The 26,563-nt window shown below is 62.5% G+C and carries 31 protein-coding genes, 2 tRNA genes and 1 pseudogene; 15 read left to right on the top strand and 19 right to left on the bottom strand.

Translation table 11 applies throughout. From position 1 onward, the window contains the following. Positions 1-9 precede the first annotated feature (9 nt). Positions 10-465 (top strand): DUF5814 domain-containing protein, encoded by a 456-nt coding sequence (locus tag NED97_RS01845; protein WP_252489029.1) that lies wholly within the window; start codon positions 10-12, stop codon positions 463-465. Between the two features lie 3 nt (positions 466-468). Here NED97_RS01845 and NED97_RS01850 read toward each other — a convergent pair whose 3' ends face one another. Continuing rightward, entirely contained in the window at positions 469-876 is a 408-nt protein-coding gene (locus NED97_RS01850; protein ID WP_252489030.1) for a CopG family transcriptional regulator, read from the bottom strand. Positions 877-1,020: 144 nt separating this feature from the next. Between NED97_RS01850 and NED97_RS01855 the strand changes: the two genes are divergently transcribed. Then, positions 1,021-1,194, top strand: coding sequence for a hypothetical protein (locus NED97_RS01855; RefSeq protein ID WP_252489031.1), 174 nt, complete (start codon positions 1,021-1,023; stop codon positions 1,192-1,194). 37 nt (positions 1,195-1,231) lie between these two features. On the opposite strand, the gene NED97_RS01860 is transcribed toward NED97_RS01855, so the two are convergent. The 3 genes from NED97_RS01860 to NED97_RS01870 all read right to left on the bottom strand — a co-directional run bounded on the left by NED97_RS01860 (position 1,232) and on the right by NED97_RS01870 (position 4,197). Further along, the gene (locus NED97_RS01860; protein WP_252489032.1) at positions 1,232-1,867 is read right to left on the bottom strand and encodes an RPA family protein; all 636 of its coding nucleotides are present in this window, start codon (positions 1,865-1,867) and stop codon (positions 1,232-1,234) included. Between the two features lies 1 nt (position 1,868). Beyond that, the gene (locus tag NED97_RS01865) at positions 1,869-2,798 is read right to left on the bottom strand and encodes a replication factor A (RefSeq protein ID WP_252489033.1); all 930 of its coding nucleotides are present in this window, start codon (positions 2,796-2,798) and stop codon (positions 1,869-1,871) included. A 151-nt stretch (positions 2,799-2,949) separates the two neighbouring features. Beyond that, positions 2,950-4,197, bottom strand: coding sequence for a sulfite oxidase (locus NED97_RS01870; RefSeq protein ID WP_252489034.1), 1,248 nt, complete (start codon positions 4,195-4,197; stop codon positions 2,950-2,952). Positions 4,198-4,323: 126 nt separating this feature from the next. Here NED97_RS01870 and NED97_RS01875 point away from each other — a divergent pair, with 126 nt between their 5' ends. Together NED97_RS01875 and NED97_RS01880 are read left to right on the top strand one after the other, a co-directional pair. Then, positions 4,324-4,635: a DUF7091 family protein gene (locus tag NED97_RS01875; RefSeq protein WP_252489035.1), complete on the top strand. Its 312-nt coding sequence runs from the start codon at positions 4,324-4,326 to the stop codon at positions 4,633-4,635. 6 nt (positions 4,636-4,641) lie between these two features. Beyond that, positions 4,642-4,980, top strand: a pseudogene (locus tag NED97_RS01880) (sugar phosphate nucleotidyltransferase); the annotation flags it as partial. Here NED97_RS01880 and NED97_RS01885 read toward each other — a convergent pair. Then, complete coding sequence (locus NED97_RS01885) at positions 4,948-5,145, bottom strand: hypothetical protein (protein WP_252490669.1); 198 nt, start codon at positions 5,143-5,145, stop codon at positions 4,948-4,950. The pseudogene NED97_RS01880 and the gene NED97_RS01885 sit on opposite strands and share 33 nt — an antisense overlap. A 70-nt stretch (positions 5,146-5,215) precedes the next feature. On the opposite strand from NED97_RS01885, the gene NED97_RS01890 reads away from it, so the two are divergent. Beyond that, a complete protein-coding gene (locus NED97_RS01890; RefSeq protein WP_252489037.1) occupies positions 5,216-5,893 on the top strand; it encodes a hypothetical protein in 678 nt (225 codons plus the stop codon). 485 nt (positions 5,894-6,378) lie between these two features. Here NED97_RS01890 and NED97_RS01895 read toward each other — a convergent pair whose 3' ends face one another. After that, complete coding sequence (locus NED97_RS01895; protein WP_252489038.1) at positions 6,379-6,633, bottom strand: CDGSH iron-sulfur domain-containing protein; 255 nt, start codon at positions 6,631-6,633, stop codon at positions 6,379-6,381. A 142-nt stretch (positions 6,634-6,775) separates the two neighbouring features. Between NED97_RS01895 and NED97_RS01900 the strand changes: the two genes are divergently transcribed. After that, positions 6,776-7,015 carry a PRC-barrel domain containing protein gene (locus NED97_RS01900; protein WP_252489039.1) on the top strand — a complete coding sequence of 80 codons (240 nt, stop codon included), beginning with the start codon at positions 6,776-6,778 and terminating at the stop codon, positions 7,013-7,015. 177 nt (positions 7,016-7,192) lie between these two features. Then, positions 7,193-8,692 carry an amidase gene (locus NED97_RS01905; protein ID WP_252489040.1) on the top strand — a complete coding sequence of 500 codons (1,500 nt, stop codon included), beginning with the start codon at positions 7,193-7,195 and terminating at the stop codon, positions 8,690-8,692. 245 nt (positions 8,693-8,937) lie between these two features. Here NED97_RS01905 and NED97_RS01910 read toward each other — a convergent pair whose 3' ends face one another. Then, positions 8,938-9,573 (bottom strand): class I SAM-dependent methyltransferase, encoded by a 636-nt coding sequence (locus NED97_RS01910; RefSeq protein WP_252489041.1) that lies wholly within the window; start codon positions 9,571-9,573, stop codon positions 8,938-8,940. A 275-nt stretch (positions 9,574-9,848) separates the two neighbouring features. Between NED97_RS01910 and NED97_RS01915 the strand changes: the two genes are divergently transcribed. From NED97_RS01915 to ribB, 4 genes are all read left to right on the top strand, one after another. Next, positions 9,849-10,043: a cold-shock protein gene (locus NED97_RS01915; RefSeq protein WP_252489042.1), complete on the top strand. Its 195-nt coding sequence runs from the start codon at positions 9,849-9,851 to the stop codon at positions 10,041-10,043. Between the two features lie 208 nt (positions 10,044-10,251). Continuing rightward, on the top strand, positions 10,252-10,692 hold the full coding sequence (locus NED97_RS01920) for a luciferase domain-containing protein (RefSeq protein WP_252489043.1): 441 nt from the start codon (positions 10,252-10,254) through the stop codon (positions 10,690-10,692). A 477-nt stretch (positions 10,693-11,169) separates the two neighbouring features. Next, positions 11,170-12,555, top strand: a complete 1,386-nt coding sequence (locus tag NED97_RS01925) for an FAD-binding oxidoreductase (RefSeq protein WP_252489044.1) — start codon at positions 11,170-11,172, stop codon at positions 12,553-12,555. Continuing rightward, positions 12,552-13,283, top strand: a complete 732-nt coding sequence (gene ribB / locus NED97_RS01930) for a 3,4-dihydroxy-2-butanone-4-phosphate synthase (protein WP_382205641.1) — start codon at positions 12,552-12,554, stop codon at positions 13,281-13,283. The genes NED97_RS01925 and ribB overlap by 4 nt, the downstream gene beginning before the upstream one ends. 370 nt (positions 13,284-13,653) lie before the next feature. On the opposite strand, the gene NED97_RS01935 is transcribed toward ribB, so the two are convergent. The 7 genes from NED97_RS01935 to NED97_RS01960 all read right to left on the bottom strand — a co-directional run bounded on the left by NED97_RS01935 (position 13,654) and on the right by NED97_RS01960 (position 20,013). After that, a complete protein-coding gene (locus tag NED97_RS01935) occupies positions 13,654-14,193 on the bottom strand; it encodes a universal stress protein (protein WP_252489046.1) in 540 nt (179 codons plus the stop codon). A gap of 16 nt (positions 14,194-14,209) precedes the next feature. Next, entirely contained in the window at positions 14,210-14,533 is a 324-nt protein-coding gene (locus NED97_RS01940; protein ID WP_252489047.1) for an antibiotic biosynthesis monooxygenase family protein, read from the bottom strand. A 424-nt stretch (positions 14,534-14,957) separates the two neighbouring features. After that, positions 14,958-15,749 (bottom strand): helix-turn-helix domain-containing protein, encoded by a 792-nt coding sequence (locus tag NED97_RS01945; RefSeq protein WP_252489048.1) that lies wholly within the window; start codon positions 15,747-15,749, stop codon positions 14,958-14,960. A gap of 846 nt (positions 15,750-16,595) precedes the next feature. After that, positions 16,596-16,985, bottom strand: coding sequence for a putative quinol monooxygenase (locus NED97_RS01950; protein ID WP_252489049.1), 390 nt, complete (start codon positions 16,983-16,985; stop codon positions 16,596-16,598). Positions 16,986-17,292: 307 nt separating this feature from the next. Next, positions 17,293-18,282, bottom strand: a complete 990-nt coding sequence (locus NED97_RS01955) for a sulfite exporter TauE/SafE family protein (protein WP_252489050.1) — start codon at positions 18,280-18,282, stop codon at positions 17,293-17,295. Between the two features lie 2 nt (positions 18,283-18,284). Continuing rightward, positions 18,285-18,431, bottom strand: coding sequence for a DUF7512 family protein (locus tag NED97_RS23430; protein WP_455429870.1), 147 nt, complete (start codon positions 18,429-18,431; stop codon positions 18,285-18,287). A 91-nt stretch (positions 18,432-18,522) separates the two neighbouring features. Further along, positions 18,523-20,013: an FAD-binding oxidoreductase gene (locus NED97_RS01960; protein WP_252489051.1), complete on the bottom strand. Its 1,491-nt coding sequence runs from the start codon at positions 20,011-20,013 to the stop codon at positions 18,523-18,525. Between the two features lie 149 nt (positions 20,014-20,162). Between NED97_RS01960 and NED97_RS01965 the strand changes: the two genes are divergently transcribed. After that, positions 20,163-21,074, top strand: a complete 912-nt coding sequence (locus NED97_RS01965; RefSeq protein ID WP_252489052.1) for a helix-turn-helix transcriptional regulator — start codon at positions 20,163-20,165, stop codon at positions 21,072-21,074. A 265-nt stretch (positions 21,075-21,339) separates the two neighbouring features. On the opposite strand, the gene NED97_RS01970 is transcribed toward NED97_RS01965, so the two are convergent. Both NED97_RS01970 and NED97_RS01975 read right to left on the bottom strand, forming a co-directional pair. After that, positions 21,340-21,411: transfer RNA gene (locus NED97_RS01970), tRNA-Thr, on the bottom strand. Positions 21,412-21,485: 74 nt separating this feature from the next. Beyond that, the gene (locus NED97_RS01975; RefSeq protein ID WP_252489053.1) at positions 21,486-22,205 is read right to left on the bottom strand and encodes a DUF7114 family protein; all 720 of its coding nucleotides are present in this window, start codon (positions 22,203-22,205) and stop codon (positions 21,486-21,488) included. 60 nt (positions 22,206-22,265) lie between these two features. Between NED97_RS01975 and NED97_RS01980 the strand changes: the two genes are divergently transcribed. Next, complete coding sequence (locus NED97_RS01980) at positions 22,266-22,964, top strand: enoyl-CoA hydratase/isomerase family protein (protein WP_252489054.1); 699 nt, start codon at positions 22,266-22,268, stop codon at positions 22,962-22,964. 61 nt (positions 22,965-23,025) lie between these two features. Beyond that, entirely contained in the window at positions 23,026-23,559 is a 534-nt protein-coding gene (locus NED97_RS01985) for a GNAT family N-acetyltransferase (protein ID WP_252489055.1), read from the top strand. Positions 23,560-23,571: 12 nt separating this feature from the next. Here the strand turns inward: NED97_RS01985 and NED97_RS01990 are convergent, their stop codons facing one another. Continuing rightward, positions 23,572-24,366 (bottom strand): NAD+ synthase, encoded by a 795-nt coding sequence (locus NED97_RS01990; protein ID WP_252489056.1) that lies wholly within the window; start codon positions 24,364-24,366, stop codon positions 23,572-23,574. Between the two features lie 268 nt (positions 24,367-24,634). Here NED97_RS01990 and NED97_RS01995 point away from each other — a divergent pair. Further along, positions 24,635-24,705 (top strand) — tRNA-Gly (locus NED97_RS01995). 151 nt (positions 24,706-24,856) lie between these two features. Here NED97_RS01995 and NED97_RS02000 read toward each other — a convergent pair. Beyond that, entirely contained in the window at positions 24,857-25,027 is a 171-nt protein-coding gene (locus NED97_RS02000; protein ID WP_252489057.1) for a hypothetical protein, read from the bottom strand. Between the two features lie 88 nt (positions 25,028-25,115). Continuing rightward, on the bottom strand, positions 25,116-26,498 hold the full coding sequence (locus NED97_RS02005) for a hypothetical protein (RefSeq protein ID WP_252489058.1): 1,383 nt from the start codon (positions 26,496-26,498) through the stop codon (positions 25,116-25,118). Between the last annotated feature and the right edge of the window lie 65 nt (positions 26,499-26,563).

Raw genomic sequence — 26,563 nt, forward strand, 5'->3', positions numbered from 1 at the left:
CGTCAACGCGTGGCTATCACCGACAAGATCTACGTCAAGAATCACCGCCAGCTCAGCTCCCAGCTCGAGACGAACATCCCGAAGGGGGCGTTCAAGGGAGCGACGCTTGACGTGCTCTTCCAGGGCGAGGGCCTCGAGAAGTTAGACGAGGCGACCCGCGAGCGGGTGCTCGACTTCTCGGGTGACTTCCTCGACTGCGCCTGCGATAACAACCCCTACTGCGGCTGTCCGGAGCGGAAGTTCGTCCGGTACCTGCTCGAACTCCGCGCGCAGGGGCTCGGACCGAACGCCATCGTCGACGTGATGACCGACGACTACATGGTCTACGCCTACTCCGGCGACGTCCTGTCGTTTCTCGACAACGGCGTCCGCACGCTCGAGGCGGCCGAAGGGCTCGCGCGAGTCGAAGGCACGGAGGAAACGCTCGACGAGATCCGGCGGACGAAACGGGACCTCGCGAAGTAACGCTCAACGGAGCTGTGAGGGGCCGTCGGCGTCGTCGAGATCGTCGAGCAGGAGTACCTCGTCTTCCTCGTCCTCGAGTCGGTCCTGGAGTTCGTTGACGTAGGCCTTGTACTCGTCGAGCTGTTCGCGCAGGTGATCGGCCTCGAGTTCCAGGCGCTCGTGTTCGCGGATGAAGCTCTTGGGAACCTCGATCGTCGGGGGAAAGGAGAGGTCTTCGTCCGCGTCCGCCTCGCTCGCCTCGAGATCGGCCTCCGGAACCACGGCGACCTGGCCGTCGTGTTCGACGAGCAGGTCGACGTAGTCTCGGAAGACCGCGGACAACGAGATGTCGCGCTCCTCGGCGATGTCCTGTAACGCCTCGAAGGCGTCCTCGTTTACGCGAAACGAGATCGTCTTGTTCTTGTTCCCCATCGCGATAACGTTCGTCGGCCACGATACTTAACGATTCGTCAGACACGCAACCCGTGCGCTCCTACCGGGGCCAACCCCGGTTCACCTCGGCTCCGGGTTCGGCCGGCCGGACAGGCTACCCGCCTCGGCCCCACCCGTCCACCCATGCTCACCGACGTCCCCGGGATCAACCTCGAGCGCGTCACCGAACCCGCGCGGACGTTCGACCGGGCCGGCGGCGACGTCATCGAGCGACGCTGCGCCGACGTCGGCCACGAGGTAGCTGACGACGAGTTCGACGCGATTCGAACGATGATCGAGGCTGTTCGGTCGGAGTGATCGAAAAATCGGAAGCGCCGTCGGATCCGTGCTCAGTTCAGGCCGTCGCTTCGGCGTCCTCGATCTCCTCGAGGCTCTCGAGCGCCTGGATCACGTCGTTCCGGTAGTTGACGACCGGCGAATCGTACTGCTCGCGGGCCATCTGCGCGTACTCGTTCGTCGGTGCCGTCGAGCCGCTCTCGGGGGCTTCCTGCTCCGCTTCCCACTCCTCGAAGGCCTCGATGCGATCGAGGGTTCGCTCGGCGGTTTCGACGACCCAGCGGCTGCGGGTGTCCTCGTCGACGACCGCGATGGACTCGGGACGGACGGAGACGTTGACGCTTCCGTCGTCGGTCTCGTATGTACGAGGTTTGCCGACGATCGAGACGTAGGCCGGCGGCTCCGTGTCGCGGAGGACGGAGGCCGCCTCGGGCTGGTACTGGCCGGCGTAGACGAAGAACGTCCCCGTCGGGTCGACGACGCGGCCGCGCCAGTACTCGCTGTCCTCGCCGACGTCTTCGGTCTCGGTGAGCGTCCCGACGATGAACACGCGGTTCGCGCGGTCTCCCGTCGGAAGCAGCGCGTAGTTGGGTGCGCGTTCGTCGTCGCTTTCCTTGAACGTGTACGTCGAGTCGTTAAATTCGGAGGCGAAGGCGCGACGCGCGACTTCGCGGGTGAGTTCTGTCTGGGACATGTTACATCGACCTCGCTTTGATCAGCAGCTGTTCGGCGTCGACCGGCCCGTCGAACTCCTCGACGTCGTCGGCCAGCACGTAGCGGCCGAACGTCGGGCCCTCGATGCGGTAGTAGGTGCCGACGATCTGGTCTCGGATCTCGTCGGCGACGACGGTCGTGTCGAGCGCGTCCATCGCCATATCTTTGGCCTCCTCGAGGCTGATCCCGGTCAGCCCTTCGGTGGCGTCCTTGTCGAAGATGACCTCGTGGGCGTCGAGTCCGTCGTCGACGACGGCCTTGATGCGGAGGTCGAACTCGCCTTCGACCTCGCCGTGTTCGTTACAGCGGCCGTTCTGGAGTACTCGAGTGCAGTCGTCCTTCGGACAGCGCTTGATGAGACCGCTGCCGCTTTGCATGTCCACGAGAGCGCCCTCGATTTCGCTCGTGTCGTTGCCGACCTCTATCTCCTCGTCGAGTTCCTCGACGATGGTCGTGCTGTTGAGTTTGACCGAGTACCGGCCCTGGTACTCGTCGGTGACGACGTTGCGCAGTTCGTAGACGCCGCCCTCGTCGAGTGCGGGCAGATCGGATTTTGCCCACTTGGTGAACTTGATCGTCCCCGTCGGGTCGCCCAGCAGGCCGACCTGTGCGACGGAGTCGCTCCGGGGCTCCCACAGCTCGATGACCTTCGCGGTGAGGTCGATCCACTGTTCGGGTTCGTCGACGTCCTCGACCTGTGCGGCCTCGCTCGAGCCGCTCGAGAGGTCCTCGCGCTCGAGGCCGGCCTCCTCGAGGTAGTGGTTGGTGACGCTCCGGCGTGCCTCGTCGATCGGCACCTTGTACTCGTCGACGAGCGTCGTCAGTCGATCCTCGACGTCGTCGACGCTGACGTCGATGTGGTCCGAAAACTGGTCGTGTATGTCGTCCGCGTGCTGTCGTACGTCGCTCATTGTGTCACGCCTCCTCCTTGGTTTCATCGGGAGGCATACCACGTTTCGCTCCCGATCGTATTTAAACTGCCGGGACCGGGGTGAAAGTGAACCTCGAGCGCTCGCGGACGGTTCCGCTGATCGGCGATTAGCGCCGGATTACCCCGATCAGCTACGGTGGTACGACGTCGACCTCGACGGCGTTTGGCAGGACGGCGTTCGCCGCGTAACCACCCTCGTTCCAGGGGAACTCCTCGGCCTCGAGCGCGTCTCGCCAGGCGTCGGGATTCGAAATTCGCATGGGCTGCTGCCGTCCCCGCTCGTCGGTCGCGCGCGAAACGAGCACGTGTTCCCCCGGAACCGCGTCCCAGTCGTACCGGAACAGGCGCCACGCGCCCGCGTAGTCGGGGCCGAACAGCTCCGCAGTGTTCCACGCGTCGCCGCCGTCGATCGAAACCTCGACCCGATCGACGTCGTCGTCGCCGGCCCACGCTACGCCCGTGATCTCGATCGTCCCGTCTTCGGGAAGGGTGACGGCGGATTCGCCGTCCGGCGCCCCGATGATCGACATCACGGTCTGGTCGAACGTGTACGGATGCGTCGGCTCGCCCGTCTCGAGTTGTTCCCACGTATCGCCCGTCTCGACGGTCTCGTTCGATTCCGGTTCGACGCCGGCGGGGTGGATCCGGTAGGCCTCCTGCTGCCAGTAGGCGTGCTCGCCGGGCCGATCCAGGGAGTTCTCGACGACCATCGTGTCCATGAGCCGGAGCTCTTCGACCCACTTGACGCTGTTCACGCCGTACCAGCCGGGAACGATCACCCGAACCGGAAACCCGTGTTCGCGGGGCAGCGGTTCGCCGTTCATCTCGTAGGCGAGGATGCAGTCGTCGAGCGCCTTCGAGAGCGGGATCGACCGCGCGAAGACGTCCTCGCCGTCCGACGGATCGCCGCCGATAGCCGTGAGCCACGTCCCGCCGGCCGCGTTCTCCGGCTGGCCGCGCAGCACGGAACTGATCGGCGTTCCGGTCCAGACGGCCGTCCCGGCGGCCTCGCACCCCCACTGGACGCTTCCCGTCTCCGGTCGGTGCTGTCCGCGACCGTTTCCGGCACACTCCATCGTGTGCGCGACCGCGACGGTCGGGAACTCGTCTCTGAGTTCGGACAGCGAGTACCCTCCTTCGAGGTGGCCTGTCAGCGACACGCTCCAGGAACCCGCGTCGGCGTCGGGCATGTCGTTCCGGTGGCAGACGAAGTGCTCCTCGACGGGCGTCAACCAGTTCGCGTACGTTTCTCTGCTGGCCGCGCCGACGACCGTGTACTTGTCGGCCTCGTCGCGCGTCTCCCGCACGCCGCCTTCCTTTCGCTCGAGGATCGCGTCGATCTCGTCGTGACGGCTCTCCCGGGACTGTTCAGTGGCCATAGGTAGCGTGCAACACGAAGCGAAAAAACCCTTCTCCATGGTCGCCCGTCCGAGTGCCGTCGGCGCGAAGAGGGTTCGAGGGCGCCGGCGACGGGACTATGTGGCCCGCTCCCCAACGAGACGACGATGGCGGATCGTCGCCGGCTCGAGCGATTCATTCGAACGAAGCTCCGGGAGGCGGGCGAACAGTACGAGGCGTTCCGAAAATCGGGCGACGGACAGCTCGACGAGGCCCGGAGCGCCTACCAGTCCGCGAGGAACGCCCGCGGACTGCCCACAGACGAGCAAAACCGGGCCAAGATCGTCTGTCGCCGCCACGCCGAACGGCGAGCGGCGCTACTCGACGAGCAGTACCGGCCGGCCTGTTACGACGCGGGTCATCCGGACTGTGAGGGCTGCGTCGAAGACGTTCGCGAGGGTCGGATCGAAACCTGGTGACCGCCGATGGATCGCCCCGTCGTCGCCTGCATCCTCGCCGGCGGCACCGGAAACCGGCTCTACCCGGCGAGTCGACCCGGGCGGCCGAAACAGTTTCTCACGCTGGGTGGCGACCGGTCGCTGCTCTCCCGGACGCTCGAGCGTCCAGTTTACCGACGAACGGTGCGTCCTGACCACCGAGGGGCACGTCGATGCGGCCCACGATTACGCACCGGGTGCGGGGGTGCTGGTCGAACCCGAGAGCATGGACACCGGACCCGCCCTGGTGTACGCCGCCTGGCGGCTGCGAGATCGGTTCGAGCCGAACCCGCGTTACTCGCGCTCCCGAGCGAGCGCCACGAAACCCTGGTCGCCGAAGACGGTGTGATCGCCGAGCTCCTGGGGCATCACAAACTCGGTGCCGAATAGCGTCCCGGTCGCCGAGCGGACGCTGGCGAGAAACGCCACCAGCAAATCGATAGCTCCACGATTTAGAACGCCGAGAATCCATCTTCTGATTGATATCTCCACGATTCAGAACGCCGAGACCCCGTCTTATCAGACTCATAGATATACCCTCTATCCGTAACGGGTGAAGCGTATGACAGACTCAGCGGGACGCGACAACGAGGACCTGACCGTGAGCGATCGATTCGACCGACGGTTCTTCCTGAAGGGGATAGGCGGCGTCTCGCTGGCCGGCGGGGCGCTGGCGTCGAGCACCGCGGCCGGTGCGGAATCGGACGATGACGAAGAGGCGGAGCCCGAGGGACCAGCGGAATTCAAGAATCTCGGAGTGCAACACGGCTGTCCCCGCCATTTAGACGGGGGACGGATCATCGTCTTGAACGATAACGAGGCGGTGGTGAACGTCACAGCGACCGGGCCCGACGGATACGAGGAGACGATCGAGATCCAGATGCACGACGTCGGCCAGTTCGAACCCCTCGACGACGGTGAGTATCACCTCGAGACTGATCGCGACGATTTCGTTTTCGAGCGGACGGCAGTCGAGATCGACTGTCCAACCGAGGCGGAGTTCGTGGACCTCCGCGTGGACCTGGAGTGTGTCGACGGGAGAGGCCTGATAACGGTATCGAACGACAACGACGAGACGGTGAACGTCACGGTGACCGGACCCGACGGATACGACGAGACGAAGGAGGTGCCGGCCGGTGGCTCGACCGAGTTCGCAGGCCTAGAGAACGGTACGTACGAACTCGAGACCAGCCACGAAGACATCGGCCTCAATCGGACGAGCGTCGATATCGACTATTGACGAGTTCCGTGTAATCGTTAGCCAATACGGGCTGTCTTCCGAACCGGATTGGCAAGTGGAGATTTCTGTCAGTCACTGTCGCTGGAGGTGGCAGGATAGACGAGTACTGTCGACTTCGTTCCAAGCTCGTCATACTGTCGGACGAAACTATTTGAAGATCGGTCGCTCGAACTCAGCCGTCTCCGAAGGTGACGGGCGACCATTCGCGACCGACTTCTCACTGACTTCTGTCCGACAGTATCAGTAGGGGATCGCTGCAAACTCCAGAAACCGTGTGGCGTCGTTATTCCCCGCTGTAATGGGGGGTGACTCTAGGCTTTCTTCTGGCGGATAACGCATTTTCTGACGACTAAGACCCGATCAATTTCTCCTCATCCGACCGTCGACGACGGACTCCTCGTCGCGGACCGAGACCGGGCCGATCGGGTTCGAGAGGTCGTCGCTCGTCGCCGAAACGAAACGCAGGGGTGACCGCTCGACCGGCGTTACTCGTCGTCTCGTCCGTCTCCGTCGTCTTCCGTCACGACTCGCTCGACGACCGACCGGTCGCCATCGTCGTCGTCGTAGACGTACACCGTCCCCTCGTCCTCGTCGAGCGTCTCCCGGTGGCTCCCGTCGCAGAACGGGAACGAGTCCGAGAGCCCGCACCGACAGACCGCGACGTCGCCCTTTTCGCCGTCGATGTCCGACGGATCGAGTTTCCGCGGCCCGGTTTCCTCGAGTTCGACCAGTCGTGTCATCGGTGGGCCTCAGGGCCGGAGCGACGAAAACGTTCGCCTCGGCGATCGACGGCGGACGACGTTCGTTCCACGCCGTTCGCGCAGTGGATCCCTGCAGTTTCCTGCGGAGGTTATACAATTTCACGTACTGATGAGTATGCGTATGTGTGCAACCTTTACCGGCGACGACGAGGGAAAGCGCGTCGTTAACGACAACGGCGACGATATCGGGATCGTCAGCGAGGTCGACGACGGGACGGCCTACGTCGATCCGGATCCGGGGATCACGGACAGGTTCAAGTCCCAGCTCGGCTGGGGCGATGCCGACGAGGAGACGTACTCGCTCGACCAGCGTAACGTCGAAGCGATCACCGACGACGAAATTCGACTGAAACGTCTCTGAGCTACCGCCCGATCCGACGTGACCCGTCTCGGATGCCCTCGAGCGGTAACGTCGCCCGGGCATCCCTACCCGTTCTCTCCGCTCGTCGACCTCCGGAAGCGACGGGACCGCGACCGGTACCCGTTGCTTGCTAGTGCCACCGCCGTTCACTTCATCCGGACGAACGATTGGCCGTGTATGCCTATGCGGCCACCGACGAAGGCAGCCCTCGACGAACTCGGGGAGGAACTGTATCTGGATCTCACCGACGAGGAACTCGAATTCTTCGCCGAGATGGCCGAACGACGGATGGAATCGTACGAGACTGTTCTCTCCTACGATCCGGAACCGCGCCTCGGGGGTGCCGAGCGTCGCGAACGGAGTTCGGGGCGACGAGTCTCGAGCGACGAGGATCCGCACAACGCGTGGGTGACGCAGTGTTTCGTCGCCGGCGACGACGGCGGCGATCTCGACGGATGGGAGATCGGGATCAAGGACAACGTTTGCGTCGCCGGCGTCGAGATGACCTGCGGATCGCAGGTCGTCGAGGGGTACGTGCCGAACCGCGACGCGACCGTCGTCACGCGCCTTCTGGAAGCGGGTGCGGACGTCGTCGGGAAGACGAACATGGACGACATGGCGATGACGTCGACCGGTCACAGCGCCTTCGGCCCGGTCCTGAACCCCCACGACGACGACTACCTCGCGGGTGGCTCGAGCGGCGGCAGCGCGGTCGCCGTCGCCAGGAGCGAGGTCGACGCGGCGATCGGTTCCGACCAGGGCGGCAGCGTCCGCGTCCCCGCGGCGTTCTGCGGCATTGTCGGCCACAAGCCGACATACGGTCTCGTTCCGTACACGGGCTGTATCGGTATCGAGCACGCGATCGATCATCCGGGTCCGATGACCTCCGACGCCGAGAGCGCCGCTCGCATCCTTTCGGAAATCGCGGGCAGCAACGAACGAGACCTTCGAGAGCCCGGCGCGGTACCCGTCGAACGGTACGAGGAGGCGCTCGACGGCGACGTCTCCGATCTCTCGATCGGCGTTCTGGAGGAAGGGTTCGATCGATCGGGTGCGAACGACGACGTCCTCGCGACCTCGAGGGGGGCGATCGATCGGCTCGCGGAGCAGGGCGCGTCGATCGACGACGTCTCCGTGCCGATGCACGCCGACGCGCAGGACATCCACGACGTCTGTACCTCCGAGGGGCTGCTCGACGCGATGATCGGCGAGGGACTCGGCCACGGCTGGAAGGCGTGGTACAACCGGTCCTGGGTCGAGTCGTTCGGCAAGTACCGGCGGGCACAGAGCGACGACTTCCCCGCTCGGCTCAAACTGCTGTTGCTCATGGGCGCGTACACGAACCGCGAGTACCACTCGCGGTACTACGCGCGCGGTATGAACCTCGTCGTCGAACTCACGGAGCGCTACGACGAGGTGTTCGCCGGTTACGACCTGCTCGCGATGCCGACGGCGGTGACGAAACCACCCGAACACCAACCCGACCGAGATCAGTACGATCGCCTTCGAGAGACCGATATCGTCCACAACGCGACGCCGTTCAACAGAACCGGCCACCCCGCGGTGAGCGTTCCGGCGGGCGAGGTCGACGGGCTTCCCGTCGGTCTCATGCTCGTCGGCCCCCGCTTCGACGATGCGACGGTACTGAACGCCGCGTACAGTCTCGAGTCGACGTGACGCGAGGCGGGAGTTACTCGAGAACTATAGTAGCCACTGAAAGTCAGTGCACACCCGATCGCACGACGGCTGTGCGATCGGTGTGTAAATCGTTTCAGTTGTTACTATAGCGCTGACGGTTCGTCGGCGTGAGGAGAACTATCGTTAAAGTCGAACCGGCCGATATGTAGCTTAACTGTCGGCGGTAGGCGGATTGCATCGTGGGCCAGGTCCACGGAACTCGACCGCCGTACTCGACCAGTTACTCAGCGATTGGTTCGGTTCGATGTCGTTCGGAACGTTCGGACGGTGTTCCGCTTGCCGGGTTCCGAAGCAACCTCGTCGAAGCCCCGTTCGGTGAAGATCCCGTTCCAGTTGCGGTAGTAGAGGGGGAACTCGTCGTCGACGTAGTTCACGTCGGGCTCGGTCGACCGCGTTCGATCGGTTTCGCCCTCGTTCTCCGCTACGACGAGCAGATCGTCCGTAATCCGGGACAGTTCCTCGAAGACCCACTCGGCGTCCGGATGGAGGTGCTGGAGCGTCTCCACGGAGTAGATCGCGCCGAACTGGTCGTCAGCAAAGTCGCCGACGACGTCTTCGATCGCGTCCAGATAGAACTCCCCGTCGGTAGCGACACCGGGATAGGCGTCCTCCATCACGTCGATCGCCTCCTCGTTGAGTTCGATCCCTGCCAGACTCTCGAAGCCGTGCTCGCGGAGATGCGAGAGGTGGCGCCCCGAACTGCAGCCGAGTTCCAGAATCGGCGCGCTCCGGTCGGCGAACCGCTCGAGCGTACGACGAATCACGTCACTCGTTTCGTTCGGGCCGTAGTGGGCGTAGTACTCCGGTGAGTACGCTCCGGACCGTTCCTCCCACTGGCGCCGAACATCGTTAGAATCCACACCTACCAACCGCGGGGGCGACATAAAAACCCCGTCGGAGTCCGTCTTCCGACGCCGCGAGCGAGCACGCGGTCGGTTGCCAACTGCTGCAAGTGTGGATACTACAGAACCACCGCACCGTTGCGACGAATCGGACGGCACTGCCCGAATAAGTTCTGACAGGTGGCCGAACGTCGATTAGAAACGACCATAAGTGGGTGCTCGGACTCTGTCGGGAGGGATTTGCGGACAGATACGGAACCCTTAACCGTACACTCGATATTTATTTGGTCGTAATGGCAAACGGTAAGGTTGACTTCTTCAACGACACAGGCGGCTACGGATTCATCGAGACTGAGGATGCTGACGACGACGTGTTTTTCCACATGGAAGACGTTGGCGGCGAGGATCTGACTGAAGGTACCGAGATCGAATTCGACATCGAACAGGCCCCGAAGGGCCCGCGCGCGACGAACGTCGAGCGCCTATAATCTGACTCCTGTCGCCTCGAGGCGACATCACGGTGTAATCGATTTTTTGAGGCTTCGAGTTAGGTAGCAACTGCTCGGTTCGAGCTACCGTACCGGCTGAAACGGGTTTCGAAGCGAGAACTCTCCGCTACTTCACCGACCGGAAAGCCGTCTCTCGCGTCTCGCCCACCCGATCAGCTCATCTCCCGATACCCCCTCTCTAGAGGGGATGACAACCGATATCGAACCCCTCGTCACGTCCTGGCCGGGAATCGAGGCCGCTCCGCACCGACTCAGCGGTAGGGAGTTCACCCTCGACGGCCGCGAACTCGGTCACGTTCACGGTCGGCAACAAGTCGACATCCCGCTTCCGAAGCGCGTGCGCGACATCGTCGTCGCGAGCGGACTCGCGTCGAAACACCACCTGTTCCCCGAATCCGGCTGGGTTACGAAGTACCTCGAGTCGGATGCCGACGTCGACGAAGCCGTCCGGCTGCTTCGAATCGCCTATCTCTACCAGGTTGCTGCCCTCCAGCGTCGGGAGACGGTGGACGAGGCGATCGCCGAAGTAGACGTCGCGACCGAACTCGACGGCACGACGCTTCCGGACGGGCTGCGGGAGGTGTTCCCGCCCCTATCCTCGCTGTCACAGACACCGACGAACGAGTGAACCGCCTCGTTCGGGTCGATCAGTACGCCAGCGGGGCTATCGGTGTGTCGTTCCGACGAAACGGGAGAGCACTACTCTCCCGGATCCGGCGCACGGAGAACTGGTAACGAACGTCCGAGATCGACAAGAACTCCAGCGTCCCATCGCCCCGTACTATCGCCGAGTCCGGTGTCGCCGATCTACCTGCTCTGATATCAGCGCGCCCTCGGCGTTCACCGAGTCGAATATCTACAGAGGAGTGTCGCATCGGCGTGCGTGAGTGCTGGCGACGGGCGCAAGTGAAGAGACGATCCGAAGAGCGGAGGCACTCATGAAAGGGGAGTGACACATTGCATCGTCTGCACAGAAGTCAGCGGCTGCCGGCATGCCACTAGATAGCTATCTCCCCCTCGCAGTGGTAGCTAGCGTGGCTCACGTCACGCGCGTGGCTGGGAGCCGACAACTGTTCTCCAGAAGGGGAACGGGAGAGAAGAAACCATGGCAACAGCAACGAAAGACGACGCGGAGATTGAGCGATTATCGGGAACCCTCCGAGGCGAGCTGATCCAACCCGACGATCCGGAGTTCGACGACGCGCGCGCAATCTACAACGCGATGATCGACAAGCACCCGCGACTGATCGCCCGGTGTGCCAACGTCGCAGACGTCCTCGCAGCCGTGACGTTCGGGCGCGAACACGACCTCGAAACGGCGATCCGCAGCGGCGGTCACAACGGTGCCGGTCTGGGCACGGTCGACGACGGGCTAGTAATCGACCTTTCGAACATGACCGGCATCCGCGTCGACCCCGAAGCGAAGACCGTCCACGTCGAACCCGGGTGCACCTGGGGCGACGTGGATCACGCCACCCACGCCTTCGGACTGGCGACGGTCAGCGGGGTCATCTCCACGACCGGCGTCGGCGGACTGACCCTCGGTGGCGGTCACGGCTATCTGAGCCGCAAGTACGGCTTGACCATCGACAATCTGGTGAGTGCAGACGTCGTGCTGGCCGACGGTCGACTGGTTCACGCGACCGAGGACGAACACCCGGACCTCTTCTGGGCACTGCGCGGCGGTGGCGGTAACTTCGGCGTCGTCACCTCGTTCGAGTTCCAGCTGTATCCGGTCGAGACGGTCGTCGCTGGGCCGATGTTCTGGCCGATCGAAGAGCTCGAGGACACCATGCGCTGGTATCGGGAGTGGCTGCCGGAGGCACCGGAGGACGTCTATGCGGTCTATCTCACCGCCGAGGTGCCGGGTGATCCCTTCCCGGAAGAGATCCACGGCGAGAAGGTCTGCGGGCTCGTGTGGTGCTATCTGGGGCCGGAGAGTCGGGTGGAAGACGTGATTCAACCGGCCCGGGACGTCGCCGAGCCGCTGTTCGAACACGTCGGGGAGATGCCGTATCCGGCGCTCCAGAGCATGTTCGACGATCTCTACCCGCCAGGCGACCAGTGGTACTGGAAGGGTGACTTCGTGAACGAACTGACCGACGACGCTATCGCCGAACATCAGCGCTTTGCCGAAGTGCCGACGCCACAGTCGGGGATGCACCTCTATCCCATCGACGGGGCCGTCCATCGCGTGGACGGGAACGAAACCGCCTGGGATCATCGTGATGTCACCTGGTCGATGGTCATCTTCGGCGTCGATCGGGATCCGGACAAGAGCGACCTGATCACCGAGTGGGCCCGCGACTACTGGGAGGCGTTCCACCCGCATTCGGCCGGTGCATCGTACGTCAACTTCATGATGGAGGAGGGACGGGATCGGATTCGAGCCACCTACGGCGACAACTACGATCGGTTGGAAGAAATCAAGGCGAGGTACGATCCTGAGAACTTCTTCCACGTGAACCAGAACATCGAGCCAGCAACATGAGTCGTTTCGAGCGGAAGACGGAACTGCCGCCCTCGGAGAGAGCGGGAAGACGACCATCTCTCTCCGTGAGCAGTCGCCAGTCGCCGACCGACGTTGACGATGCGGTCGCCGCGTTCCGGGCTGGTGACCCGGTGTTGATTCACGATGCCACGGACCGGGAAGGTGAGACCGACCTCGTCTATCCGGCGCACGCCGTCACGCCGGGTGCCGTTACGCGGCTGCGCAACGACGCCGGTGGGCTCGTCTGTGTCGCGTTGGCCGACCGGGTGGCCCGCCAGTGGGGCCTGCCGTTCCTTCAGGAGACACTAGACCATCCCGCGACAGCGAACCACGACCTCGAGTACGACGAGCGTTCGTCGTTCTCGATCGCGGTGAACCACCGCGACACCCGCACGGGCATCACCGACGAAGACCGCGCGTACACCGTCTCTACCATCGGGGCGGGTGCTGCAGCCCCCGAGACGCTTGATTTCCCTGCCGAATTCCGCACGCCCGGCCACGTTCACCTGTTGCGGGCGGCGCCGGACCTGGTGGCCGACCGGGAGGGACACACGGAACTCAGCCTTCTGCTAGCGGAGGCGGCGAACCTGCCACCGGCCGCGGTCGTCTGCGAGATGCTCAACGACGAGACGGGGCGGGAACGTTCGCCAGTCTCCGCGAACTCGTCCGCGGATCGTAACGGCTTCCACTTCGTGGAAGGTGAACGCCTCATCGAGAAATTCAGTTAACAAATCCACCTTATTTCAAAACGGTCGGAGGATCCACGATTAGGCTCTGTAAGCGCCACTCAGCGTGTCCGCAACAGAAAATCGTGTAGAGAGGTACAACAAAACGAGAAGTGCCTGGACCGGGGTTCCCAGTCGAATTCGTGAGAAGAGTACCATAATAACTGAGTGTCCAGGTAGATAGAAATACCACTTGTGAATAGAACGGGAACACTCCACTCGTTCTCCGTTGTTCACCCATGGTCTCTGGTGGGACGACTTCTATCCGGGGTCTAAACAAGGCCCGACTACGTAAGGAGTCGGGAACGAGTAACTACTCCCTCCGAATAGTATTCGAAGATCACTCATCCCGTCAAGGAACATTTCAATGATGTCACGCTCTTTCTGGTCGGTCACGCGTCGCGATCGCGGGCGGCGTTTCGTTGCCGAGAGCCTCTTCAGTGCGTCGCACTACGATCACTGAAATGGGTGACCGACGAACAACGCTTTCGGAAACGCTTCCATACAACAGGTGAGCAAGTCCATGACGGCCGTGGCTTCCGATAACGATCTGGTCGAATCTGCCACCGACGGCCTGTTCGACGATCGTCTGAGCCGGTTTTCCCGATACCATCATCGTCCTGATTTCAAGCCCCTTTTCGGATGCTTTCTCTTGAGCTACTTCTAACAGCGTCTTTGCGTCACTTACCAACGACTCGTACCGGGGGAATTGCTCTTCAGATTTTACGAACGCTGCCCAGTACCCCTCGGGAAGCCGAAGGACGTGCAGCACCGTAATCTCTGTCTCAGGAAACGTTTCAAGTGCAAATTCGAATGCCTCATCGGCCTCCGATGAACCGTCTATTGGAATCAAAGTCTTTCCGACCTCGTGGTCGGTCTGTACGCCAGTTGATTCGATGCTGTGGTTGTTCATATTACTCTCTTTTATTCTACCTTTTCAGCAGCGTGGCTACGTTGCCGGATACACATCGAAGTGTCTGACCGTCGGTTCGAACTCCAGCAGGAAGTCTTCGTTCGGGATAGTATTTCGCTATCTCGATGTCAGGGCCAACGAACGCCTCTATCGCCGTTTCTGACTCCCAGAACGTGAGCGTGAAGAAATGCGCCTCGTCGCCTTCGATCCGACGGAGGAGATACGCGGCACGGTTCCCCTCGACCGACTCGTGGTCCGGAATCGCTCGTTGTTCGGTAAATTCGAGATACTCGCCTGCTTTCGATGCAGGCGTTTCTCCGTGCCAGATGCGCGCAATCATCGTTATCACGACCTTCGGCTGTGGTTCTCCTCATCCGATGAACGGCGTCCCTGAGCGGTGCTGATGAGTACCACTTCACACCGCTGACACTGATAGAAGGCGGTGGCACTCTGGTTGCCGAGGTACGTGCGGTGACCGGTAGGGTGCGTGCACTCGTTCACGTCTCCAATGACGAATTCCCGCCGTACCATCCGTCTCTGCCTGCTCGGTTTCGTCATCTGCAAGTATCCGTACGCACGGTCCATCGATAGCACTGCATTTGCACTATTACAAACCGAGTGGGCCAGATATACGCACAGTAATGAGGGAAATTCCGCTTTGCAGACGCGCCGCTGTCTCCCCTCAGTGTCGCGGTCACTCGCCGAGCGGAGGGATGATAGATCCGATTGCGGTCAGATGATTGATCAGACGTTTCAGTGGTAGGTTAGTCTTCATCGAACTGCGTAGCTGACACAGCGGTCACGTCCTGCTCATCGGAGATCTGACCGGCAGGAAGCGTGGTTCCTCGAGCTATCGTAACTGCCCAGGCTTCGGCGCGACGAAGTCGATACCGAAGCGTCGTCAGTGGCAGGTTGAGTTCGTCGGCGACGTCTTCGAGCGTCGCCTTGCGCGGATACTCGTAATAGCCGAGGCGCACGGCGGTTTCGAGCGCTTTGCGCTGTTCGTAGGGAATGTCCGTCCCGTTGCTTCGGTTAGTGTGTTGCCACTGCTCGGGCGTCCCGACGCGGCGAACCGTGAGGGTAACGTCGTCTGGAAGGTCGCTTTGGAGCGCGTCGTGGAATACGCCGAGGTCTCGGTTGGCGGGAATCAGGACGCGCCATTCGTAGTGCGGTCCGCGCTGTGTCGCATTAAACACGAGCCCGTCACCGAGGGTCGCGACGGCGAGCGCGGAGACGGAGTAACAGAAGGTCTCCTCGGCCGTTGAATGGTAGACCGTGCGGGTGGTCGGTTCGTGTTCGAGCACCTCGTACTCGACCCGGGCGTCACAGGCCGGATGTGGCCAGATGCACTCGTTGCAGATATCCGGATTGAGGTAGACGGTTTCGAGCGCATCAAGCGCGCGTTCAGGTCCCGTAATGCGTTCAACTCTCCATCCGGTGTCCGGAGATGCTGAAATAGCGAGGGCGGTTGCCACCACTTCCGGATGGTCGATATAGATATCTCTGACCGGATGAACACCTCGTTCGTAGGTGAAGAGAACGGAGTATTCGCGCATGCATACGGTTAGGGGAGGATCGGGCTTAGCTATTGAGCCAGATGTGGGCGAAATACTCGTTTGACTACAGTATACCCTCTGGATATTCGGGTATATTCGAACCGGTACTCTACCTCTGTTTCGAGAAAATCATTCGTGCGCTAATATTCGGATCGTCACGGTCCGATCGAACTAAACCAGACAAGCTAGAAATCACGCGGCACTATAGTACCAACTGAAACGATTTACACACCGATCACACGACAGCTGTGCGATCGGGTGTGCGCTGACTTTCAGTGGCTACTATACGTAGCCAGACAGATTCGTCGCACCGGAACTGTCTAGGTTACTGATCGAACCCTAGCGAGAGCCAGACGGGTTAGAAGCCGAGAATCCGTTGCGCGCGATCGACTGCCCCTGCTGCCAGTATAGTAGAGACAGTTCATCTCGAATCGATAGCGGATTTCTCACTCTATATTTCAGTCAGAGCATGTCGGAATCGTCTCTTGGAGGCTCCGTAGCAGAAGCTTTCGAACGGAAATATCAATAAATTATAATATCCTAGGCCGGGATTGTCTATTGATTTTGCGAGAGCTGTACCAAGTTCACTGACCGTTCGAGTAGCAAGATCTGGCAGAATAGATGGCGCTGTCGGGCGATTGTTGCGCCACAAATGTATGGGCGCTATAGGCTTCGGTTCGACTATCGAGCGAATGATCATTTGAGGCGTGAGGCGTTCGAATTCGGGGGTCTGAAAACAGTGATGCAAACGGGGATTCGGGTGGACACGGCCGCCGAGGCTCAGACCCACCGTCCCTAATCGTACACTCGAACTGTACATCGCCGATCGGACGACCACTCTTCGACTCAATCGTCTGGAACGCGATCGACACCTCGGTGAAGTTCGTGGACTAAGACACGTCCGCTTCCCAACTCTGAGGCTTTGTTCCTCAGCTCCTGGGTGAGGTCCTCGCCAATGTGGCCATAGACGTCGATGGATTCGAGTTCGATGAACTCGCCAATTGGGGGGAACTTCGGACCCGCAACCTCCATGTGAAATTTCAACGAGTCCTGATCAGCGTGCTTGTGCATCACGGTCATCCGATCTCCGTCGGCGCTGAAGTAGACGTCGTACGCCAGGATCTCCGGCTCGTTGGTCTCGACGAAATCCACTAGCTCCGCCATCGCCGGTTTGAGTTCTTCCAACTTCCCGTCGCGCACTACCGATCGGTCGATATACACGATGGAGTCAGACATCTCGCCCCCTGTTCTTGACGCTGCAACGGCGTTGTACTGCTTCCGTGTTGATCGCTACTGTTGTTGCCATAGGATCCCCTCTAGTCGCTGCGCCCAGCACGACAGAACCTCCTCCAGTACCGAGGCATCGGTGCAGGCGCCATTGGCCGGTTACGACGCGTGTTGTGTTAGCCGTTGTCACGGGGGGCAGTAGTTTCTATTAGCTCGACGAAAACACCCAGCAATATTGCTGCAGAAACCACGACAGGCCGGCGGGCAGCCTACCGTTCGGCCTCTATAGTAGTATCAGTCGAAGCTATGCTCGTAGTTAGTGGGTCCGTGGCGACCCATGTTCTCGATTCTTCCTGAGCGAATCGACCGACGCGTGGACGACCGCACCACTGACCAGAACTGCAGTTACGAAGACGAGGGCTGCACTCGCTGTCTCAAGCGTCTCGACGCCGTATACCGCACTCACCTGCTTACTTGCGGTGGCAATACTCCCAGCGAGCAGCATACCAGCGAAGTATCCCTTGATGTCAGCTTCGTTTACGAGACGCGTCGCACCTGCACCGATGCGAGCGCCGAGCGCGCTCCCGCCGAGCAACGCGGCGACAACAGGGATATTGACGGCGTTCGACTGGGCGTAGACGAACGTCCCGAACGCACCCGAAATCGAAATCTGGAGGATGCTGGTTCCAGCAGCGATTGCTGTGGGAATGCCGAACCCGTAGACCATGACGGGGAGCAGAAGGAATCCTCCACCGACACCGAGACATCCGCAGAGGATGCCGATACTCGACCCAACAGCAAGGATAACCCACACCGAGACGGTCGCACCGCCAGGTAGCGACATCATTGGTGGGAGTGTGATGGACTGAACTTCGGTAGCAACTCGGCCCGTTCCCGTTTCGGTACCGTCAGTACGAGCATCTCGGAGGACAACGAGTCCGACAACTCCCAGAAGGCCAACGTACGCCGCGCTGATGACGAAGTCAGCGCTGCCGAAATCCGTAAGCAGGAACACGATCCGGGTGCCGACCTCGATGCCGAATGTCATTCCGAGAATCATCACCGCCGCCAGCGTGTAGCTGACCTGACCGTGATCACGGTGTCTGAGCGCACCGATAACACTGGTGCCGAAGACGAACGCGAGTCCGCTCCCGACAGCTACCGGGGCCGGATATCCGATCACCAACAGCGTTGGCGTCACGAGGAACGAGCCTCCCATCCCGAAGAACCCAAAGAGGACGCCGATGAGCAGGCCGAACCCGACGAAGAGACCGATCATCGGGATACCGAGGCCAAGAGGTTCCATGGTCAGGTACTCACGAGCATTTCACGAGCGGCCGGGCTAGCAACCCGCGCCAGTGCCCCGTATCCGACGTACAGCACGAGTGCTTCAGCCAGCACGTAACCAACCGTGGCAACAGCCTGCCCGGACTCGCCGAGGACGGGAACGACCAGTAGGACGCTCAGACATACCACCGTTATACTCAGTAGTACGACCCAGACTGTCGATAAGCGGCATCCGACGGCCGGGGATTCCGACTCCCAATCACTCATGGTAGGCTCCTCCGTCGGCCTCAGCGCTTCCGGACGGCGTGATGTTCTGGTTTAGGCTGAACAGATTCGTCGGGTCGTACTCGTCTTTCAGGGCGACTAACCGCTCGTACGTCGGTCCAAACGTGGCCCGCATCATGTCGTTGCCCTCTTCGAGGAATCCCGGGAAGTTCAGGTACACCGACCCGTCCGAGAACTGGCGCATGTCGTCGAGACAGTCACGCACCCACTCGACGTTCGCGTCGTCGCCCTCCGGGCACTCCCAGTTCGCTTCGACGCCGAGCAGGAAGGGAGCGTGCCGTCCCGCGAACGCACTGTCTTCGACGTCTACTCGTTCGATCGCGCCACCCAACTGCCAGACATCGACCGTCGAGAGTGGTGACGGTGCTACATCGGTCCAGTAAGCGATTCGATCGATGGCGGAGTCCGACAGACCGTCGAGGTACAGCGACTTCCAGTAGTAGCGCATCCCGTCGGGGTAGTCCTCGTCGAAGAGCTGCTGGTAGTCCACGTACGGCATCGTCCCGCTGAAGTCGACAATCGGTTCAGCGATCTCCCGCAGGGGCGCGAGCGCGCGCTCACCGTCCTCGACCGACCCCGCGTAACAGCCCGTGATGGCGATCTTGGTGTCGTCCACCGCGTCCGAGGAGAAGAGTTCCTCATCGGGCATCACACCCGACAACGTGAGCGTGCTGGCTTCGTCGGGTGCTGACGCGACGTACTCGCGGTACGCGCGCAGACACTCGCGCATTCGGCCCCCCGGATAGAATACGAGGCAGGTCGCCACCTCGGGCCCGACCGGGTGGAGGTCGAACTCGAAGCCGGTAACGACCCCGAAATTCCCGCCGCCACCGCGAAGGCCCCAGAAGAGGTTCGGGTTTTCGTCTTCGCTGGCGGTCAGGTAGCCACCGTCTGCCGTGACCAGATTTACGGAGGCGAGGTTGTCGCAGGTTAGGCCGTACTTGCAGCGGAGGTGACCGATGCCACCTCCCAGCGTCAGTCCCGCGACGCCCGTCTCAGAGACGACCCCGCCGGGCGTTGCGAGACCGAAGGCCTGCGTCTCGTGATCGACATCCGCCCACGTGGCACCGGCCTGGACCCACGCTGTCCGTGCGTCAGGGTCTACCCACACACCCCGCATCTCGGAGAGATCGATGACGAGGCCGTCGTCGCAGACGGCCGTCCCGGCGACGTTGTGGCCACCACCGCGAACCGCCACCAGCAGATCGTTCTCGCGCGCGAAGTTCACCGCGCTGATGACGTCGCCGACGCCACGACATCGGGCAATCAGGCCCGGACGCTTGTCGATCATCCCGTTCCACACTGCACGCGCGTCGTCGTAGGCAGCGTCCTCAGAACGGCTGCGCCGTTCTGATGGAGTCGAAAGAGCGAAGCTCTTTCGAACGTCGTCAGGACAAATTAGATCGCCGTGGAATCCTGCTTCGAACTGTTCGATCTGTTCGATGGGGATGGCTAGTCGTGCCATACAGGAGCGGACGACCGCACGGATGTTGACCTCACCCGTCGAGTAGCATTCGGCATCGAGAGTACCGTTTCAGGTGGTGAGACGAATTTCGGATCGGGTACCGGATAGAGTTACTATCAGCGCCTCCCTCTGTCTAGAGGGTGAGTCACATGGTGCCTGACCAAGACGACCGATCGGACGGGGATAGTCGTCCACCCCCGGGCTCGCCGGTCTTAGAGGCGATTCTGGAAAACGAACGGAACCGTCGTTACCTCGGCCAGCGTCTGGACGCCGCGGGTGATCGTATCGATACGGACCTCCTCGGCGACATCGTCAGGCACGGTCCCGTCCTCGAAGCACTGCTGGAGGAACCGCTTGATCGGCGGGAAATCGAAGCGCGCCTCGACATCTCGCGGGCGACGAGCCACCGCTACACGCAGTGGCTCGACGAGCAGGGCTTCGTCGAGAAAGTCGATGGCCGATTCCAGTTGACCTGGCGCGGCGCAGTCATCGCCGAGGAAGTCCTCCGGTTCGAGGCGAACGTCCGGACCGCACACAGAATGACGCCGCTTCTGGACGCGGTCTGTGAGGATCACCGGGACTTCATCCTCGAACCGTTCGTGGATGCGACGATCACCGTCGCCGAATCGGACGATCCCTACAAACCAGTCGAGCGGTTCGTCGCGCTCGTCAACGAGTCGGAGACATTCCGGGGGTTCAACACGACGCACATGGCACCGCTGGTCCTCGGCGAGTTCCACCAGCGGGTGTTCGACGAAACCGACACCGAGATCATCTACCTGCCGCACATCGTCGAGAAACTCTTCGAGACGTACCCCGAGCGCGCCCGCGAGGCGATCGATCGCGGACACTTGACTCTCCGAACGCGCGAAAACCTGCCGTACGGCCTCGCGCTGTTCGACGACCGCGTCGGGATCGGGGGCTACGACGAGGCAACCGGTCTTATGCAGGTGTTCGTCGATACGGACGCGCCGATTGCGCGCGAGTGGGCCGAGCGCGTCTACGCATCGGTCAGAGCGGATTCCAAATCACTCGAAGAGCAGTCGGGTCCAATCTGGTAACACGCTCTCGGTGTGAAGGAATCGTTTTCTGAGTAGCTTCTCTCTGTGCGTAATACGGCTACCGAGAATCTATCAATACTATACGGTTTCAATGGAGGCGGCGATCTGAATTTTGGGCCGAGAACTCGCGCGAGCCGATAGTGTCGTCTTCTACGAGATGGATTCCATAGAATTACTTTGACTATCTCATCTAGAAACGCTTGGATCCCTCTTCAGAGAATTCTCAAGAGAAGGTTCTGCGCGGTATTATCAACAAAATTATAAGAGCCTAGGCCGGGATTTGAACCCGGGCTCTCGTCCTTACCAAGGACGCGCTTTACCGCTAAGCTACCCAGGCGCGTACTTTCTCGTTGACTCGAGTCCTCTTTATGGGTTTCGATTCGCCACCGGGCGTGGGTTACCGTAGCGCAGTTAGCTATCCGTCGCGGAGGTCGCCCGATCGGTCGTGGATTCCTCGATCGAACACTCGGACGGGATCGAGTCGGGCCCGATCAGACAGTGCTCGGCGGGCGGGAACGACGTTCCGGCGGTCGCGGCGAGCTCCTCGACGGTCTCGAGGAGCGTTGCGGACGGCGTTTCGTCCACGGCGGCGGCGCCGGCGAGGACGGCGAGTTCGAGGACGTCGCGCTCGAGGTTCGCGTCGTGGCTCGCCGGATCGACGACGTCGCCGCTGTCATCACGGTCGTCGAGGCGGTGAGTCTGGTCCTGGCCGAACGCCTGGACCGTCCGGACCGCCTTGCCGGCGGCGTCGGTGCGAGCGAGGAGGTAGAATCCGCGGGCGACGAGGATATCCGCAGCCAGGATCTCGAGGTCGCCGTCGATGTCCTGGCCGCCGTCGGTCCACGGCTCGGAGTGGGCCAGTGATCGCGTGAGGCGGAGTCCTTCGTAGATGAGCTGGACGCCGGCCGCGTGCGTGACGACGCCGTCGGTCTCGGCGGAGTCGCGTTCGTCCGTCTCGTCGCGTACGGTGGTCGCCTCGGACGCGACCGCTGTGGCGCTCTCGAGTGCGAGTGCACCAGGAAGCATCGATGCGTCATCGAGCGTCGATTCGATGAAGTCGTGCAACCGCGGTGGTTCGACGTCCGCGACAGCCTCGACGGCCGCCCGCCGACATCTGTCGGCCTGTTCCATCATGGGGCCGTTACGAGGGAGGAGGCAAAGACCTTTGGAAACGCCCGGTAGAGTCGTGGCATGATCGACGCTGACGACGACGGCTCGTTCCGGATCGTCACGATCGAGCGGCCTGCGCGGCGAAACGCGCTGACGGTCGGAACGCTCGAGTCACTCGAGGCGGCGATCGCCGAGGCCGAGGAGCCGGTGATCGCTCTCCGCGGAGCGGGGCCGGCGTTCTGTGCCGGCGCCGATCTCGCGGAGGTCGCCGATCTCGACCGAGGAGAGGCCGAGGAGTTCGCTCGGCTCGGACAACGCGTCGCCCGGACGATCGAGGAGAGTTCGGCCGTCGTCGTCGCCGAGATCGACGGCCCGGCGCGCGGCGGCGGGCTCGAGCTCGCGCTCGCCTGCGACGTCCGCGTCGGCACGCCCGATTCGACCTACGGCGAGCCCGGCGTCACTTTCGGACTGTTCGGCGCCTGGGGCGGGACGGTCAGGCTCCCACGGATCGTCGGCGAGGGCGACGCGCTCGAACTCGCCTGTTCCGGGCGGGTCGCCGACGCCGAAGAGGCGCTGCGGATGGGGCTGATCTCGCGACTCGAGGACGACCCGCGGACGGTGACGGAGGAGATCGCCGCGAACGCGGCCGACGCGTTGTCCGTCCTGAAACGTCGCCTCCGGGACGATCGCGACCGAGAGACGCAGGAACGACTCGAGGCCGAGGTCTTCGGCGACCTCGTCGCCTCGCACGCCGCGGATCTCGACGCGGTTCTCGACTAACGCGCCACTGATTGCCACACCGCCGAACGATTTTTCGACCGGCGCGAGAGAGAAGCGAGCGATGCCCGGACCCGCGTTCCTGCTCGGCGACGACGTGACGCTCCGGACGATCGAGGAGGCGGACCTCGAGTTCCTGCAGACGGCGGTCAACGATCCGCGGATCTGGCGGCCGATCGGCCGATCGACGCCCATCAACGCCGAGCAGGAGCGCGAGTTCTTCGAGAACGTCGTCTGTGACGACGACGGCGTCCACCTCCTGATCGCCGCCGACTCGGAGTCGGTGGGGACGATCGGCCTCGACTCGATCGACTGGGAGGCGCGGCAGGCGGAGCTCGGCTACTGGATCGCGCCCGAACACCATGGGCGGGGGTACGGCACCGAAGCCGCTGCACTGCTCGTCGAGCACGGCTTCGACCAGCTCGGGCTCCACAAGATCTCCGCGCGCGTGTTCGAGTTCAACGACGCCTCGCGGCGACTGCTCGAGTCGGTCGGCTTCACCGAGGAGGGGGTCCACCGGGACACCGAGTTCATCGACGGCGAGTTCCAGGACACACACTGGTACGGACTCCTCGAGGACGAGTGGCGGGCCGAGTGAGAGCCGAGCGTGTTAGTCGAGCGGCTCCGGGGCCGGCGGCACCCGGCGCTTGTGCGCGCTGCGCTCGTACATTCCGCGAATCCGTTCGACGGTCTCCGGCTCGATCTCGAGCTCTCGAGCCGTCGCGTCGACCGACAGCGGCCCGTCGACGTGGGTCGCGAGGATCGAGTCGAGCGTCTCGTAGCCGATCCCCATCTCCTCCTCGTCGGTCTGATCGGCCCACAGCTCCGCGGTGGGGGTCTTGGTCACCAGATCGTCGGGGACACCCGCGTGACGGGCGAGCTGGCGCACCTGTGCCTTGTAGAGGTTACCGATCGGGTGACAGTCGACCGCTCCGTCGCCGTACTTGGTGAAGTAGCCGACGGCGGCCTCGCTGCGGTTGCCCGTTCCGAGCACGACTCGATTCTCGTGGTTCGCCACCAGGTAGTTCAGCACGGCCCGAACGCGCGCTCGAGCGTTGCCGACCGCCTCGTGGTCGCTCTCCGCTTCGGGATAGGCGCCGAGCAGCGAGTCGACGATCGGCTCGATCTCGATCACGTCGTGGGTGATCTCGAGGTTTCGCGCGACGCGCTCGGCGTCGCTCATGTTCTCGTCGCCGCTGACGCGTGCGGGCAGGACGAGCCCGTGGACGTTCTCGGCGCCGAGCGCGTCGACTGAGAGGTTGGCGACGAGGGTGCTATCGATCCCGCCGGAGAGTCCGAGGACGGCGCCGTCTACGCCCGCCGCGTCGATCTGCCCGCGGATGAACTTCGTAATGTGGTCGTGTCGTCGTTCCAGTTCCGCGTCCGAAAACCGAAGGTCGATCATCGGCCGAGTGTACGTATGGATCGGCCTAATAGGCTCCCCTCGACCGAAAAAAGTGGACGGCCGGTCGATTCTCGAGGATTCGTGCGGAACGCTACGTTGAAGTGTAATCGGCAGCTACGTTCGGGTGACGAAAGCGTCGCGCGCCGGCGGTGAGCGATTTCGCAGGAATCGCGATCCGCGGGGCAGACGAACGAAGTGAGTCTGCGCCGGTGGTGAGCAAATCCTCCGAATTTGCGAGCCTCGGCGCGTGAAGAGTACAGCGACGAACGCGCCGGTGGTCTAGTGGCAGGACATAAGCTTCCCAAGCTTATAGCCCGGGTTCAACTCCCGGTCGGCGCACTTTTGCGGCGAACAAGAGCGCGAGCCGCACTTGCGGTCGAGGGGAGTGAGCCCTGCCAGTCGAAGCGGACGAGCGGAGCGGGGTCGAGCGCCTGGCTCTCGTTCGACTCCCGGGTCGGTGCATCCTTCTCGAGCAGCCACTCACAACCGCTCAGTCCCCGGCAAGTTCTCGGCTGACCGTCGCGAACAGCACGGCGTCACACGAGTAACAGGTGAACACGTCGGGTTCGATCCTTCGACTGCTTGTCCCCTCGTGAACGATCACCGATTCGGGTTCGACGGCGAGTTCCAGCGGCTCGTTACAGTGTGGACAGGTTTCCATACCGGTCCTACGGCCGTGCGGACCGTATACCGACTGCTCGCACGTGTTCCTCGAGAGGACAAGACCGGACGGCGAAGAGCCGAAACCGCTACAGGTAGCCGAACAGGATCCCGACGAGCACCAGCACCCACATAGCGACGCCGGCGAGCAGTAGGTCGTTGAATCGGGACTCTCGAGTCGCCCGTTTGGCCGCACCGGCGGCGATCAGCCCGAGAGCGATGACGACGAGCATCCGTTGGAGGACAACGTCGAGCGGGATCGCGTCGACACCGAGCAGCCCGTAGTCGAGCCAGATGGCCAGTGACAGCGAACCGGCGGCGACGATCGCAGCGTCGAGCCGTCGAGTGAGCCCGCGCGCGATCAGATAGGTCGCGGTCGGGATTCCGACCGCAATCACCGGGTAGAGCAGTGCCGCGATCATGTGTGGGGTGAGGAAGTGAGTGCGCCGCTCGAGGAGCAGTCCGCCCATCCGAACGCCGAGCAACAGCGCGAGGATGGTAAACAACAGGATAACGTGGCCGGCCTCGAGCCGACCGGCGGCGGCCGCGATCCGCTGGCGATCGTGGTCGGTCAGGCGACCGCCGAGCCCGCTCGACTCGCGCTCGGCCGGTCGTTCCTCGAGGGTTTCTCCGGCACTGCTGGCGCGTCGAACGCGACGGTTGGCTACCAGTCCGGCTCCCGCGGGGAGTACAACCATCCCCGTCAGGTCGACGACGGTCGCCCAGCCGTTGGCGTCCGACGGGCCGGCGTTGTCGAGATAGATCCGGCGAACGTCCTCTTCCGTGTCGACGCGGGGATGATCCATGAAGTCCGTCTCGACTTTCGACTGGGCGGCTTCGACGCCGTCGACGCGGTGACGGAGGGTGAACCAGTCGAAGTGTTCGGTGTGGGCCTGCATGGCGAGCCACTCGTCGTCCTCGTTCGGGCTCTCGTAGAGCCGGATGTGGTAGCGCTGGCCGTAGTAGTCGCCGTCCTCGAACTGGAGCGACTCGGTCGCCCAGTAGCCGTCCTCGCCCGGGCCAGGGTCGATCCAGGCGTAGCGAGTCGCCCCCGTGGCCTCACCCCAGGCGATACCGGTCGCGTGGCGACCGTCCTCCTCGAGGACCGTGGTATTCTCGAGGACGGTATTGTTCTCGAGAATCGTGTCGTTCCCGGGGCCATCCTCGGCTTCCTCTTCTTTCTCTTCGACCTCTTCCCAGTCGCCGTCTCCCCGTTCGCTCATCGCCCAGAGCACGTCGTCGGTCTCACCGCGGACGATGACGTTTACTGGGCTCCGCTCCTGGAAGCGTTCCTGCGGGCTGAGGAACCGCCAGAACTCGCTCTCGGAGTCCTCCAGCGAGACCAGTTCCGGCGTCTCCTGTGCGTCCTCGGTCGGTTCGTCGATCGAACTCGAGAACAACAGCGAGGGACCGCCGATGAAGAGAAACGCGGCTGCGATGAGGACGACTGCGACCACGTGCGAACGGCGCATTCTCTTCCCTGTTGTGGGAGACGATATATCAATATGCGCGTTGGTACGGCAAGGTTACCGGGCGT

This window comes from Natronococcus sp. CG52, assembly GCF_023913515.1.
GTDB classification, from domain to species: Archaea; Halobacteriota; Halobacteria; order Halobacteriales; family Natrialbaceae; genus Natronococcus; species Natronococcus zhouii.